10 protein-coding genes are annotated in these 14004 nt (G+C 74.4%); 8 read left to right on the forward strand and 2 right to left on the reverse strand.

What is annotated here, in order from left to right; genetic code table 11:
* Positions 1 to 5355 carry a type I polyketide synthase gene (locus tag AB0C26_RS06760; RefSeq protein ID WP_360242591.1) on the reverse strand — a complete coding sequence of 1785 codons (5355 nt, stop codon included), beginning with the start codon at positions 5353 to 5355 and terminating at the stop codon, positions 1 to 3.
* 185 nt (positions 5356 to 5540) lie between these two features.
* On the opposite strand from AB0C26_RS06760, the gene AB0C26_RS06765 reads away from it, so the two are divergent.
* Genes AB0C26_RS06765 through AB0C26_RS06790 form a run of 6 tightly spaced genes read left to right on the forward strand, consistent with a single transcriptional unit; the run spans position 5541 to position 11165 of the window.
* The gene (locus AB0C26_RS06765) at positions 5541 to 6404 is read left to right on the forward strand and encodes a 3-hydroxyacyl-CoA dehydrogenase family protein (protein WP_360242594.1); all 864 of its coding nucleotides are present in this window, start codon (positions 5541 to 5543) and stop codon (positions 6402 to 6404) included.
* Positions 6401 to 6676: a phosphopantetheine-binding protein gene (locus AB0C26_RS06770; RefSeq protein WP_360242597.1), complete on the forward strand. Its 276-nt coding sequence runs from the start codon at positions 6401 to 6403 to the stop codon at positions 6674 to 6676. The genes AB0C26_RS06765 and AB0C26_RS06770 overlap by 4 nt, the downstream gene beginning before the upstream one ends.
* On the forward strand, positions 6669 to 7802 hold the full coding sequence (locus tag AB0C26_RS06775; RefSeq protein WP_360242600.1) for an acyl-CoA dehydrogenase family protein: 1134 nt from the start codon (positions 6669 to 6671) through the stop codon (positions 7800 to 7802). Before AB0C26_RS06770 ends, AB0C26_RS06775 begins: the two co-directional genes overlap by 8 nt.
* Positions 7803 to 7807: 5 nt before the next feature.
* Positions 7808 to 8866, forward strand: coding sequence for an HAD-IIIC family phosphatase (locus AB0C26_RS06780; protein ID WP_360242603.1), 1059 nt, complete (start codon positions 7808 to 7810; stop codon positions 8864 to 8866).
* A gap of 35 nt (positions 8867 to 8901) precedes the next feature.
* Positions 8902 to 9966, forward strand: coding sequence for a hypothetical protein (locus AB0C26_RS06785; protein WP_360242606.1), 1065 nt, complete (start codon positions 8902 to 8904; stop codon positions 9964 to 9966).
* Positions 9966 to 11165 carry a methylaspartate ammonia-lyase gene (locus AB0C26_RS06790; protein ID WP_360242609.1) on the forward strand — a complete coding sequence of 400 codons (1200 nt, stop codon included), beginning with the start codon at positions 9966 to 9968 and terminating at the stop codon, positions 11163 to 11165. Before AB0C26_RS06785 ends, AB0C26_RS06790 begins: the two co-directional genes overlap by 1 nt.
* A gap of 28 nt (positions 11166 to 11193) precedes the next feature.
* Here the strand turns inward: AB0C26_RS06790 and AB0C26_RS06795 are convergent, their stop codons facing one another.
* Positions 11194 to 12060, reverse strand: a complete 867-nt coding sequence (locus tag AB0C26_RS06795; protein ID WP_360242612.1) for a methyltransferase domain-containing protein — start codon at positions 12058 to 12060, stop codon at positions 11194 to 11196.
* Positions 12061 to 12169: 109 nt separating this feature from the next.
* Here AB0C26_RS06795 and AB0C26_RS06800 point away from each other — a divergent pair, with 109 nt between their 5' ends.
* Both AB0C26_RS06800 and AB0C26_RS06805 read left to right on the forward strand, forming a co-directional pair.
* Positions 12170 to 12661: a cobalamin-dependent protein gene (locus tag AB0C26_RS06800; protein ID WP_360242615.1), complete on the forward strand. Its 492-nt coding sequence runs from the start codon at positions 12170 to 12172 to the stop codon at positions 12659 to 12661.
* The gene (locus AB0C26_RS06805) at positions 12658 to 13986 is read left to right on the forward strand and encodes a methylaspartate mutase (RefSeq protein ID WP_360242618.1); all 1329 of its coding nucleotides are present in this window, start codon (positions 12658 to 12660) and stop codon (positions 13984 to 13986) included. The genes AB0C26_RS06800 and AB0C26_RS06805 overlap by 4 nt, the downstream gene beginning before the upstream one ends.
* The last annotated feature ends 18 nt before the right edge of the window (positions 13987 to 14004 follow it).

Raw genomic sequence — 14004 nt, forward strand, 5'->3', positions numbered from 1 at the left:
TCAGTCGTCGGCGGGGGACAGCCCGAGGCCCCCGTCGATGTAGGCGAACAGCTCCTCGGCGCTGGCCGACGAGACGTCCACCTCGGCCGCCGGCCGGTAGGAGAGCCGCTCGGCCAGAGCGGCCACGCGCTCGGCGATGCCGGGCAGCTCCGGGTCGTCCGGGCGCAGGCCGGCCAGGGCCGCCTCCAGCCGGGACAGGTCGTCCAGCACCGGCGTGGCCGGTCCGGCGGCGGGCACGGCGGCGATCAGGTGCCGGGCCAGAGCCAGCGGGGTGGGGTGGTCGAACAGCAGGGTCGGTGGCAGCCGCAGGCCGGTCACGCCGGTCAGCGCGTTGCGCAGCTCCACAGCGCTGAGCGAGTCGAAGCCGAGATCGAGGAAGCCGCGCGACACCTCGACGTCGTCGGGCCCGCCGTGGCCCAGGATCCGGGCCACGTGGGAGCGGATCAGATCCAGCACGACGCGCTGCCGTTCCGGTTCGCTGAGCGCCGCCAGCGTCTCCGGCCACGCGGCGCCGGACGGCTCGGCGACGGCCGGGCCCGGTTCGTCCCGGCGGGCCGGGGCCAGCGTCGCGAAGAGCGGGGGCAGCCGGTGCGCCAGCGTGCGCAGAACCGCCCGGTCGAGGTGCAGCGGCATGACGGCGGGCGCCTCGGCCTGCTGGGCCGCGTCGAAGGCAGCCAGCGCCTGGGCCGGGGCGAACGCGTGCATCCCGGCCCTGGCCATCCGGGACCGCTGGGCGCCGGTGAGCCGGCCGGTCATGCCGGCACCGGTGTCCCACGGGCCCCACGCCAGCGAGAGGGCGGGCAGGCCCTCGGCCCGGCGGGCCGTCGCGAGCGCGTCCAGATACGCGTTGGCCGCGGCGTAGTTGGCCTGGCCCGCGCTGCCCAGCCACCCGGCCGACGAGGAGAAGAGGACGAAGGCGGCGAGCCCGAGGTCGCGGGTGAGCTCGTGCAGGTTCCGGGCGGCGTCCACCTTGGACGGCAGCACGGCGTTCAGGCCGTCCTCGGTCATCGAGGCCACGACCCCGTCGGCGACCACGCCGGCCACATGCACCACGGCCCGCAGCGGGTGCTCGCCGGGCACGGCCGCCAGCACCTCGCGCAGGGCCGTGGGGTCGGCCGCGTCGGCCGCCACGACCGACACCTCGGCGCCGGCCGCGGTGAGCTCGGCGGTCAGCTCGGCGGCGCCCGGTGCGGCCGGGCCGCCGCGGCTGAGCAGGATCAGCCGGCGGGCGCCGTGCCGGGTCACCAGGTGCCGGCTCAGGTGGGCGCCGAGGTCGCCGGTGCCGCCGGTCACCAGGACGGTGCCTTCGGCGTACGGGGAACCGGGCGCGGCCGGCGAGCAGACGGCGCGGACCAGCCGGGGCACCCGGGCGGCGCCACCGCGGACCGCCACCTGGGCCTCCCCGGCCGCCATGGCCGTCGCCACCTCGTCCGTGGCGTCGCCGTCGTCCTCGACGTCGATCAGCACGAACCGGTCCGGGTGCTCGGACTGGGCGGCCCGGACCAGCCCCCAGACCGCGGCGCCCACCGGATCGGCGGGGGCGCCCGGCTCGGTCGCGACGGCGCCGCGGGTCACCACGGCGAGCACGCCCTCGCCGTCGTCCAGCCACTCCCGCAGCCCGTCGAGGACACGTCTCAGCGCGGCGCGTACCGGTGCACCGGCCGGCACCCGCAGGACCCGGGGCGCGGCCAGTTCGGGACGAGCATCTCCCCCAGCCGGCCGGGCGGGCGGACCGGGCGCCGGTTCCCAGCGCAGTTCGTAGAGGTCGGCGCCGTCCGGGGTGGCCGCCCGCACCTGCTCGGCCGGAAGCGGCCGGACGGCGAGCCCGTCGGCGTGCAGCACGACGCGCCCGTCCGGCTCGGCCGCGGTGATCGCGATCGTGCGCTCACCGGGCGGGCCGGCCGGGGACAGCCGCACCCGCAGGCGGGTCGCGCCGGACCCGGTCAGGCGGACGCCCCGGAAGGCGAACGGCACCAGCGGCGCCGGCCCACCGGCCACGAAGTCGCCGTACGGCAGCGCGTGCAGCACCGCGTCGAGCAGGGCGGGATGGGCCGGGTAGCCGTCCGGGTCCGGCGACGGCAGCGCCACCTCGGCGTACACCTCCCCGCCGTGCCGCCAGACCGACCGGAGGCCGCGGAAGGCCGGCCCGAAGGCCATGCCGCCGGCGATGACCGCCTCGTAATGTCCCGCGACGTCGACCGGGCGCGCCCCGGCCGGCGGCCACGGCGCCGGAAGCTCGGCCGGCCGGGCTTGCGGTTCGGGGCCGAGCACGCCGGTCGCGTGCACGGTCCAGTCCTCGTCACCGGCCGCCGAGTACACGGTCACCGGCCGGCGACCCGCCGGATCGGCGGTGCCGGCCGTCACGCGGAGCCGCCGTTCGCCGCGCTCGGTGAGGACGAGCGGCGCCGCCAGCACGAGCTCGTCCACAACCGCGCATCCGACCCGCCGCCCGGCGTGTGCGGCCATCTCCACCAGGGCGGCGCCGGGCACGACGACCGTGCCGTGCAGCGCGTGGTCGGCGATCCACGGGTGGTCCCGCACCGAGAGCCGCCCGGTGAGGGTTCCGCCGGCGTCGCCGGGCTCCGGCAGCCAGCCCCGGAGCACCGGGTGCTCGCCGTCGGACAGCCCGAGCAAGGCCGCCCCGGCCGCCGGCGGCGCCGGCACCGGGCGATGCGCCGAACGCTGGAACGCGTACGTGGGCAGGTCGACGATCTGGCCGCCGTAGGGGGCGAAGAAGGCCTTCCAGTCCACCCGGGCGCCGGCCGCGTGGGCGCCGCCGATCGCTTCCAGCAGGCCCTCCGGCTCGGGTCCGGAGCCGCGCAGCGCGGTGTGGAAGCCGGCCGGCCGGTCGTCGCCGGTCTCCGCGTGGATCTCCCGGACCAGCGCGGTCAGCGTTCCGCCGGGACCGAGCTCGAGCCAGTTCCGCGCGCCCGCGCCCATCGCCTCGACGGCCGCCTCGTGGAACCGCACCGTGGCCCGGGCGTGCCGCACCCAGTAGCCGGCGGTGGCGATCTCCGGCCCGGCGGCCGTGCCGGAGACCGTGGACACGATCGTCGCCGTGGGCGGCCGATAGGTGAGGCGTTCGGCGACCGCGCGGAAGCCGTCGAGCATCGGCTCCATCAGCGGCGAGTGGAAGGCGTGGCTCACGGTCAGGCGCCGGGTGCGCCGGCCCGCGGCCCGGAAGCGCTCGGCGGCCTCCTCCACCGTCTCGGCCCGGCCGGAGAGCACCACCGAGCGGGGGCCGTTGTGCGCGGCGACGTCGAGATCGGGGCCGATCGAGCCGGCGACCTCGTGCGGAGCCGCCTCCACGGCGATCATCGCGCCGGTCTCGGGCAGCCGCTGCATGAGACGGCCCCGCGCGGCGACGAGGGCGCAGGCATCGGGCAGGTCGAGCACGCCGGCGACGTGAGCCGCGCTGATCTCCCCGACGGAGTGCCCGAGCAGCAGGTCCGGGGTGAGCCCCCAGCCGGCGAGCAGGCGGTGGAGGGCCACCTGCACCGCGAAGAGCGCGGGCTGCGTGTAGCGGGTCTGGTCGAGCAGCCCGGCCTCGGCCGAGCCGGGCTCGGCGAACAGCACGTCGCGCAGCGGCCGGTCGAGCTCCGGGTCGAGATGACCGCAGATCTCGTGCAGGGCCTCGGCGAATGCGGGGAACCGGCGGGCCATCTCGGCGCCGGCGCCCGGCCGCTGCGAACCCTGACCGGAGAAGAGGTACGCGAGCCGGCCTCCGGTGATCTCGCCCGTCACCACACCCGGCCCGGTCCGGCCCGAGCGCAGCGCGTCGAGTCCGGTCAGCAGCGTCTCGTGATCGCCGGCGAGCACCACCGCCCGGTGCTCGAGCGCGGCCCGGGTCAGCGCCGTGGACCGGCCGATCGCCGCGAGACCGGCTTCGGGGCCCGCCGTCAGCGCCGCGTGCAGGGCGCCGGCCTGAGCCCGGAGGGCGGCGGCGCCCCGCGCGGAGAGCAGCACCGGCACCGGGACCGCGGGCGGCGGCGCGGGCTCGGGCTCGGCCTGCTCCGGCGCCTCCTCGAGGATGAGATGGGCGTTGGTGCCGCTGATCCCGAACGAGGAGACGGCGGCCCGCCGCGGCCGCTCGCCCCGGGGCCAGGGTTGCGCCTCGGTGAGCAGCCGGACGGAACCGGCCGACCAGTCCACGTGCGGGGTGGGCCGATCCACGTGCAGCGTGCGGGGCAGCACGCCGTGCCGCAGGGCCTGCACCATCTTGATGACGCCGGCGACGCCGGCCGCGGCCTGGGTGTGGCCGATGTTCGACTTCACCGAGCCGAGCCAGAGGGGACGGTCGCGGTCGCGGCCGTACGTGGCCAGCAGCGCCTGCGCCTCGATCGGGTCGCCGAGCCGGGTGCCCGTGCCGTGCGCCTCCACCGCGTCCACATCGCACGGGGTGAGACCGGCGCCGGCCAGGGCGTCGCGGATCACCCGCTGCTGGGCGGCGCCGTTCGGCGCGGTCAGGCCGTTGGAGGCGCCGTCCGCGTTGACGGCCGATCCGCGCAGCACCGCGTGCACCCGATGGCCGTGCCGGCGGGCGTCGGAGAGCCGCTCCAGCACCAGCAGACCGGATCCCTCGCCCCAGCCGGTGCCGTCGGCCGCCTCGGCGAACGACTTGCAGCGCCCGTCGCCGGCCTGACCGCCCTGCGTCGCGAACTCGGCGAACAGGCCCGGGCTGAACAGCACCGAGACGCCACCGGCCAGCGCCAGCGAGCTTTCCCCGGTACGCAGCGAGTGCGCCGCCAGATGAAGGCCGACCAGCGACGACGAGCAAGCCGTGTCGACCGTGACGGCCGGTCCCTGCAACCCCAGCGTGTAGGCGATCCGGCCGGCCAGCACGCTGGCGCCGGCCGCGGTGCCGTGATGCCCCGCGCTGTCCCGAGCGGCGGCGAGCACCATCACGTACTCGTGCGAGGAGCCGCCGACGAACACGCCGGTGCGGCTGCCCCGCAGCTCCCGCGGGTCGATACGGGCGTCCTCGAACGCCTGCCAGGCCGTCTCGAGCAGGATCCGCTGCTGCGGGTCGAGCAGAGCTGCCTCGCGCGGCGAGATGCCGAAGAAGCCGGGGTCGAAGTCGTGGACGGCGGGCAGGAAGCCGCCGGGCAGTGACACGTCGGCGGGCATGTCCCACCCGCGCTCGGGCGGCGGCTCGCGCATCCCGTCGCCGCCCTGGTCGATCAGGCGCCAGTAGGCCTCCGGGCCCTCCGTTCCGGCGTACCGGCAGGCCATGCCGATCACCGCGATCGGCTCGGCGGCCGAGCCGCGCAGCCGGTCATTCTCGTCCCGCAGGCGCTCATTGGCCAGCAGTGCCGTACGCAGCGCGTCGACGACCGCCGCCGGTGAGGTGTCCATCCCGACCGCCGCCCTCCCTCAGCTGTGCAGTCAGCTTGGGAGCCACGCCCGCCCATTCGACACCCCTAAGCACCACTAATGTCGCTCCCACCCCTAACCGGAATGTGGGGTTGTAGCGACCGGAATGGGCTTCCTAGCCTGGCGGAAACCGCGCGGAATTCCATTCGGCCGGGCTGGGAGAATCGATGACTGAGTCAAATGCGCACCGCCTGACGGTGGTGGGCGCGGGCGTGATGGGCGTCAGCATCACGACCACCGCCCTGCTGCACGGCGTGCCGGTGCGGGTGGTCGAGACCGACCCGCGGCGGCTGGCCCGGCTGCACGCCGACGTGGACCGTCAGCTGCGCCTGGCGCGGCTGCTCGGCGCGGCACCGGCGGAGCGCGCGCCCGGCGAGCTGTCGGCGAGCGAGTCCCTCGACGGCGCCGGCGACACCACGGTGCTGGTCGAGGCGGTCACCGAGCACGCCGGCACGAAGGCCAAGGCGCTGGCCGAGGCCTGCGCGGTGCTGGCGTCGGGCACGCCGATCATCAGCAACACCTCGTCCATCCCGGTCGACGAGCTGGCCGGCGCGGTGGACGATCCGGCCCGGCTGATCGGCGTGCACTTCATGAACCCGCCCTACCTGATCCGCGCGGTCGAGGTGATCCGCGGTCCGCGCACCGGGGAGGCCACCCTGGCCGCCGTGCGCGATCTGCTCGCCGTGCTGGACCGGCAGGTGATCGTGGTCCGCGACGCTCCGGGCTTCGTCACCAGCCGGCTGCTGCACCCGATGATCAACGACGCGGCCCGCATCGTGGCCGAGGGCGTCGCGACCGCCGAGCAGGTGGACGCGCTCATGGAGGGGTGCCTCGGGCACCGCACCGGCCCGCTGCGCACCGCCGACCTGATCGGGCTGGACAACCTCGCCGACTCGCTGTGGGTGCTGCACCAGCGCACCGGCGAGGAGCGCTTCCGGCCCTGCGAGAACCTCCTGGAAAAAGTGCGAAAGGGAGACCACGGCCGCAAGACCGGGCGTGGCTTCTACGATTACGGAGAGGCGCAACCGTGACCATTTCCTCTGCCGGCCCGGCCGCGTCCGCACAGGTCGAGAGCTCGATCCAGCAATTTCTCGAAAAGCGGCTGAAGGCCACTGTGGCGCCCGATTTCGACATCTTCGCGTCGGGCACCGTCACCTCCATGTTCGCCATGGAGCTCGTGGTGCACCTGGAGCAGACGTTCGGCATCATGATCGCCGGGCCGGACCTGCGGATGGACAACTTCCGCACGATCGTGTCGATGACCGGGCTGGTCCTGCGGCTGCGGGAGACCGGCGGTGCCTGAGGCCGGCGGCGGCCTCGCGGACCTGGCGGACCTGGCGGCCAAGCTGATCGGCGACGACGCCGGGGCGTGGGATCGGGCCGGCCGGATCCCGGTCGACGTGCTGCGGGAGCTCGGCGCGGCCGGAGCGCTCTGCGCACAGGTTCCGCCGTCCCACGGCGGGCCGGGATTGTCCAGCCGCGACAACGGCGAGCTGACCGCGTTCGTGGGAAGCCTCTGCAGCTCGGTGCGGAGCGTGATGACCTCGCAGGGCATGGCCGCCTGGGCGGTGCAGCGGCTCGGCGACGCCGCGCAACGGGCGCGCCTGCTGCCGGAGCTGTGCCGGGGCCGGCTCGCCGCGGTGGCGTTCAGCGAGCCGGCGGCCGGCAGCGACCTCACGGCGATGCGAGCCTCGATCCGGCGCGAGGGCGACCGGGTCGTCGTGGACGGCGCGAAGGTCTGGTGCACCGCCGCCGCGACCGCCGATCTGCTCGTCGTCTTCGGTCGGTACGAGGACGGCGCCGCGGCTGTCGTGGTGCCCGCCGGCGCACCCGGCGTGCGCGTGCGGCCCATCGCCGACGCGCACGGCTGCCGGGCCGCGGGACACGCCGACATCGACCTGGACGACGTCCGGCTCCCCGTGGACCACCTGCTCGGCGGCACCGCTCAGGCACTGCCGATGCTGATCACCACTGTGCTCGCGTACGGCCGGATGTCCGTGGCCTGGGGCAGTGCGGGGATCCTGACCGCCTGCCGGCAGGCCGCGGCCGCGCACGCCACCACCCGCCACCAGTCCGGCCGCCCGCTCGCCGGGCACCAGCTGGTGGCCCGCCACCTCGCCGAGCTCTACGTGGCCGAGCAGAACGCCCTCCGCGCGTGCGAGCACGCCAGCGCCCGCTGGGACTCGGGCAGCGCCGAGATGGTGGTCGCCACCGTCCTGGCCAAGCAGGTCAGCGCGACCGGGGCGGCCCGCGGCGCGGAGATCGCGATGCAGGTGCTCGCCTCGGCGGGCGCCCACGACGGTCACGTGGTCGCCCGCGCCCATCGCGACGCCAAGCTCATGGAGATCATCGAGGGCAGCAACGAGATCTGCCAGCTCATCCTGGCGCGGCACACGGTCGAGGCGCTGCCCGCCCGGACCGGGAGGTGAGGGCGATGGAACCCGTCACGGTCAAGTGCCTGGTCTGGGACCTGGACAACACGGTCTGGGAGGGCACCCTGCTCGAGGGCGACGAGCCGCGGCTGCGCCCCGGCGTCCGCGAGACGGTCGAGGAGCTGGACGTCCGGGGCATCCTGCACTCCGTGGCCAGCCGCAACGACCACGAGATGGCCTGGGCGCAGCTGGAGAAGCTCGGCCTGGCCGACTACTTCGTGCTCCCCCGCATCGGCTTCGGCCGCAAGTCCGACGCCGTGCGCGAGATCGCCGCCGAGCTCAGCTTCGCCCTGGGCGCCATGGCCTTCGTCGACGATCAGCCGGCCGAGCGGGCCGAGGTGGCCTACCACCTGCCCGAGGTGCGCTGCTACACCCACGAGCAGGCGGCCGCCCTGTCCGGCTTGCCGGAGTTCACGCCCGCCGTCGTGACCAGTGACTCGCGCCGTCGCCGGGCCATGTACCAGGCCTCCTTCCGGCGTGACGCCGTCCGGGCCGCGTTCGACGGGCCGGACGAGGAGTTCCTGCGCTCGCTCGAGCTGCGGGTGCGGATCGCGGCCGGGTCGCCCGGCGACCTGGACCGGGTCGAGGAGCTGACCCGCCGTACCAGTCAGATGAACGCGACCGGCGTGCACTACTCCGACGCCGCCCTGCGCGAGCTGCTGGACGACCCCGCGCACGAGGTGCTGGTCACCTCGATCGACGACCGCTTCGGCCCGTACGGCGCGGTGGGGGTGATGCTCGTCGAGAAGCACCCCGGCGCCTGGCACCTGCGGCTGCTGGCCACCTCGTGCCGGGTCGTCTCGCTGGGCGCGGGCGCGGTCATCATCAACTGGCTCACCGACCGGGCCGCCCGGGCCGGGGCGCACCTGATCGCCGACTTCCGGCGCACGCCGCGCAACCGAATGATGGAGATCGCCTACCGGTTCGCCGGTTTCACCGACGACGACTGCGCCTGCCGGGCCGCGATCCGCCCCGGCGACGACGGCATCGAGCGCCTGCATCTCGTCGCCGCACGGCAGGACCCACCCAGCACCATGCGGCTCGAGACCGCCCTGCGGTGACGCCCGCTCCCCCTCCTGATCGAAAGGACCCTGCCATGACGGATTTCGCGGACCTGGTCGGCACGTGGCTGCAGACGGACATCGACGAGTGGACCCGCCGCGTGGTGCGGCGGCACTTCGACCCGGAGACGGGCAGCCCCTACTGGCTCAAGCGCGCCGCCGGGCTCGACTTCGACCCGCGCGACATCACGCGCTACGCGGAGCTGAAGGCGTTCGGCCCGTTCCCGCTGCCGGAGCTGCGCGAGCTCGACCCGGCCGACCTGATCCCGCTCGCGGTCCCCCGGCCGCTCTCCGGGCGGGTGTGGGAGTCCGGCGGCACCACCGGCGATCCCTGCCGCGTGCTCTACACGCCCGAGATGACCCGGCAGCGCCGGGCCTGGCGGCACTGGTCGTTCGCTCGCGAGGGCTTCCGCACCGACGGCACCTGGGTGCAGGCCACCCCGACCGGGCCGCACCTGATCGCCAACGGCATCCCCGAGCTCGCCTCGTACGGCGGCGTCGTGCACACGGTCGACGCCGACCCGCGCTGGGTGAAGCGGCTGATCCGGGCCGGCAAGCTGGCCGAGGCCGACGAGTACACCGATCACATCATCGAGCAGGTCACGACCATCATGCGCAGCCAGCGCGTGAACTACCTGAACACCACCCCGGTGCTGCTGAACGCCCTGATCCGGCGGGCGCCGGAGCTGGCCACCGCGCTGGAGGGCGTGCGGATCAGCGGCACCCACATCACCCCGGCCATGTTCCGCTCCTTCACCGAGGTGCTCCGGGGCGCGATCGTCGGGCGCAGCTACGGCAACACGTTCGGCAGCTCCGCCGGCATCCCGGCCGAGAAGGACGGCGACATCCTCCCGTACCTGCCCAACTTCCCGCAGGTGACGCTCGCAGTGGTGGACAAGAGCGACTGGACCCGGACGGTCGAGTACGGCGAGCTCGGCCGCGTGATGCTGACCGCCCTGCACGACGACCTGTTCCTGCCCAACATCCTCGAACGTGACCAGGCGATCCGGCACGACACCGGCGACGCCTTCCCGTGCGACGGGGTCGCCAACGTCCTGCCGTTGCAGGACACCCGGAAGATGCCCGAAGGCGTCTACTGATGCGGGTCACCGACGTCCTGGTGACGCCGATCGCCGGCGGGTTCTTCCACGACGATCTCGCGGCGGTGCGCGCGGGCGCGGTCCGCGACGGGCAGGCGTACGCCGGCGCACCTCTGACCGCGGGATTCGCCGCCGTCCGGGTGCCGGCGCGCGGGCTCGGCCTGGGCCTGCGGCTCGAGGACGGCACGGTCGCCTGGGGTGACGCGGTGACCGTGCAGTACGCGGGAGCGGGCGGCCGGGAGGCGCCCCTGGAACCTGACGATCGCATCACCGAGCGGCTGCGCCGGGACCTGACCGGCCGGACCGCGGACCAGTTCCGGCCGGCGCTGCCGGAGGTGCTGGCGGCGGCCGGCGACAGCATCGCGCTGCGCTACGGGCTCAGTCAGGCCTGGGTGTCCGCCGTCGCCTCGGCCCGGCGCCGCACCATCTGCGAGGTGCTCTGCGACGAGTACGGTCTCGCGCTGCCGGACCGGCCGGTGCCGGTCTACGCGCAGTCGGGCGACGACCGGTACGACAACGCCGACAAGATGATCATGAAGCGGGCCGACGCGCTGCCGCACGGCCTGATCAACAACATGGCCAAGTTCGAGGCCCTGCCCGAGTACGTCGCCTGGCTCGCCGCCCGGATCGCCCGGCTCGGCGGCGCCGGCTACCGGCCGGTGCTCCACTTCGACCTGTACGGCACGGCCGGGCTCGCCTTCGACGGCGACCTGCGGGCGGTGGCCGACCACCTGACCGGGCTCGAGAAGGCCGCGGCCGGCTACCCGCTGCGGATCGAGTCGCCGGTCGACCTCGGCAGCCGTTCCGCGCAGATCGACGGCATGGCCGCGTTGCGGGCGGCGCTGCGGGAGCGGGACAGCGCGGTCGAAGTGGTGGCCGACGAGTGGTGCAACACCCTGGACGACGTCCTGGCCTTCGTCGCGGCCGGTGCCTGCGACATGATCCAGATCAAGATGCCCGACCTGGGCAGCATCGAGGACAGCCTGCTCGCCGTGCGGCACTGCCGGCAGGCCGGCGTCGGCGCGCTGCTCGGCGGCAGCTGCGCCGAGACCGAGGTCTCGGCGCGCGTCTCGGTCCACGTCGCCCTGGCCGCCCGGCCCGACGTCCAGCTGGCCAAACCCGGCATGGGTGTCGACGAGGGACTCATGCTGGTGCGCAACGAGCAGGCACGCGTGCTGGCGATGCTCGGCCGGCGCTGACCGTCGCGGCCGGCGCCGGCCGGCGCCGTCACTCCGGCTTGCGCGCCACGGCCAGGACGTATTCACGGGTGCCACGCTGCTTCTCGGCGACCGAGAGGAACAGCCGCATCTGCACGCGCTCGAACCACGATCGCCCGCTGTTCTCCGGGGCGGAGAACCTCGACCGGATGTAGTCGAGCCGGGGAGCGATCACCCGCTCGGTGATCGACCGGACGTGCACGTCGACGAAGCCGGCGCGCTTCAGCCGCTCCGCGTACTCGTCCATCGTGTACCAGTTCTCCGACGGCATGGTCCGCTCGCGCAGCTTGCGGCCGAGACGCGCCAGCGGTCCCCGCCCCGGTTCCTCGGCCCGGCTGGGCAGGATGTCGGCCGTGGCCAGAGTGCCGCCGGGCACCAGCACCCGAGCCGCCTCCTCGAAGAACCGCTGCCGGGTGTGGAAGTGCATGGCCGACTCGAGCGCCACGACCCGGTCGACCGTCGCGTCACCGAGCGGCACCTCCGTCGCCGACCCGGCGCGCAGGTCGATCGAGTCGGACAGCCCCTCGGCCGCGATCCGCTCGCGGGCCGCTTCGACCTGCGCCGGCGTGATGTTCAGGCCGTGGATGCGCAGCGGCCCGCGGGTCCGGGCCCAGCGGACGTCCTGCTCGCCATAGCCGAATCCGGCGTCAAGCACCCGATCGCCCGCGGTGATGCCGGCCGTCTCGGCGAGCAGGTCGGCCAGCGCGTCGCCGGCCTCGTCCAGGCCCGGGCATCCCGGCTCCCAGTAGCCGTAGTTCACATAGAACCTCCGGACACCGAGAAAACTGCGGTAAAGGGCCCATCCCGTATTCTTGCGGCCGCGGAACTCGTAGTACGACCGCACCTTTCCCTGGTCGACACTCTCGTGGGCAGTCATGCCTTTTTCTAACGACCGCCGGCGTGACCGGACAACCCTTAAACCGCTGGTAAGGGTGGATGAGCTAGGGGTACGGCCGGTCGCCGAACGCCGCTACGCTCGCACAGGAATGCGAATTCCGACACAGGTGGAAAGCGGCCGGATGACCGACGTGGAAAAACTGCCCGGGCCACCCCGAGTGGTCGTGACCGGGCTCGCCTCCGACTCACACACCTGGAACCTGGTGTACCTCCAGCTGCTCATCGAGGAACTCGGTTACGAGGTGGTCAACCTCGGCCCGTGCGTGCCCGACGCGGTGCTGATCGAGCAGTGCCGGCGGCTCGCGCCGGCGATGGTCGTGATGAGCAGCGTCAACGGCCACGGGCACACCGACGCGCTCCGGGTGATCCGCGGGCTGCGCGAGTGCCCCGGGCTGAGCACGACCCCCGTGGTGATCGGCGGCAAGCTGAGCGTGTCGACGGACCGGGTGGACGCCCTCTCGGCGGAGCTCGTGGCGGCCGGGTTCGACGCGGTGTTCGCCGACGACGGCATCGACAGCTTCCAGTCGTTCGTGGCGCTCGCGGCCGGCACGGCCACGAGCGCCATCGAGGCCACGGCATGAGCGCCCGGCAGCACTCACCCGGCGGCTTCGGCGCCTTCGTGCGTGCGGCCGCCGACCGAGGCGACCTGGTCGTGCAGCCGCGCATGGGTTTCGGCGACCCGGCACAGATGCGGGCCGGGCTGGCCGCGACCCGGCGCGCCGGGCACGCCACCGTCGGCACGATCACCCTGGACAGCTACACCCGCGTCGGTGATCTGGCCGCGGTGTCCCGGGCGCTGGCCGACGGCGCGCTGCTGAACGGCTACCCGATCGCCAGCCACGACCTGTCGGTCACGCGGGCGATGCTCGACGGGATCCGCGGGCCCGGCTTCCCCGTGCAGGTGCGGCACGGGTCGGCGACACCGCACCACATCTTCGACGCCCTCATCCGCCTCGGGCTCGACGTCACCGAGGGCGGGCCGGTCTCGTACTGCCTGCCCTACGGGCGTACGCCGCTGGCCGAGTCGGTGGCCAACTGGGCCCGCTGCGTGGACCGCTTCGCGGCCCTCCGCGAGCGGGGTGTCGAGCCGCACCTGGAGACGTTCGGCGGCTGCCTGCTGGGCCAGCTGTGCCCGCCGAGCCTGCTGGTGGCGATCAGCGTGCTCGAGGCGCTGTTCTTCTGCCGGTACGGGATCCGCAGCGTGTCGGTCAGCTACGCCCAGCAGACCAACCTGGCCCAGGACCTGGAAGCGGTGGGGGCGCTGCGCCGGTTGTGCGCGGAGCTGCTGCCCACCACCGACTGGCACACCGTCATCTACACGTACATGGGGCTGTACCCGGCCACCGACGACGGCGCGATCCGGCTCCTCGGGCACTCGGCGCGGCTGGCCGTCTACAGCGGCTCGGAGCGGCTGATCGTCAAGACGGTCGCCGAGTCGCGGCGCATCCCGACCGTGAAGGAGAACGTCGCGGCCCTGCGCTACGCCGGCTCGTTCGCCTCCTCCGACGTCGTGCCGCTGCCGTTCGGTGACGACTCCGAGGTCTACCAGGAGGCCCGGCAGATCATCGAGGCGGTGCTGGGCCTGCACGCGGAGATCGGCCAGGCGCTGCTGCTCGCGTTCGGCAAGGGCTACCTCGACGTGCCGTACTGCCTGCATCCGGACAACCGGGGCCGGACCCGTGGCTATGTGGCGGCCGACGGCCGGCTGCGCTGGTCCGACACCGGCGCGCTGCCGGTGCGCCGGCCGGTGCGCGACGACGGCCGGCGCGTCACCTCGGCCGGCCTGCTGGCCGACCTGTCCTACGTGCGCCGCACCTACGACGGCCCGGCGTCCGGCACGCCGCGGCCGGCGGCCGTCGAGGGCGATTCGGCCGACGACTGGCGGTTCGCCCTCACCAGTTGGTGATCGGGGCCGAGCACGGGC

The organism is Actinoplanes sp. NPDC048796 (assembly GCF_040650035.1).
GTDB lineage: Bacteria > Actinomycetota > Actinomycetes > Mycobacteriales > Micromonosporaceae > Actinoplanes.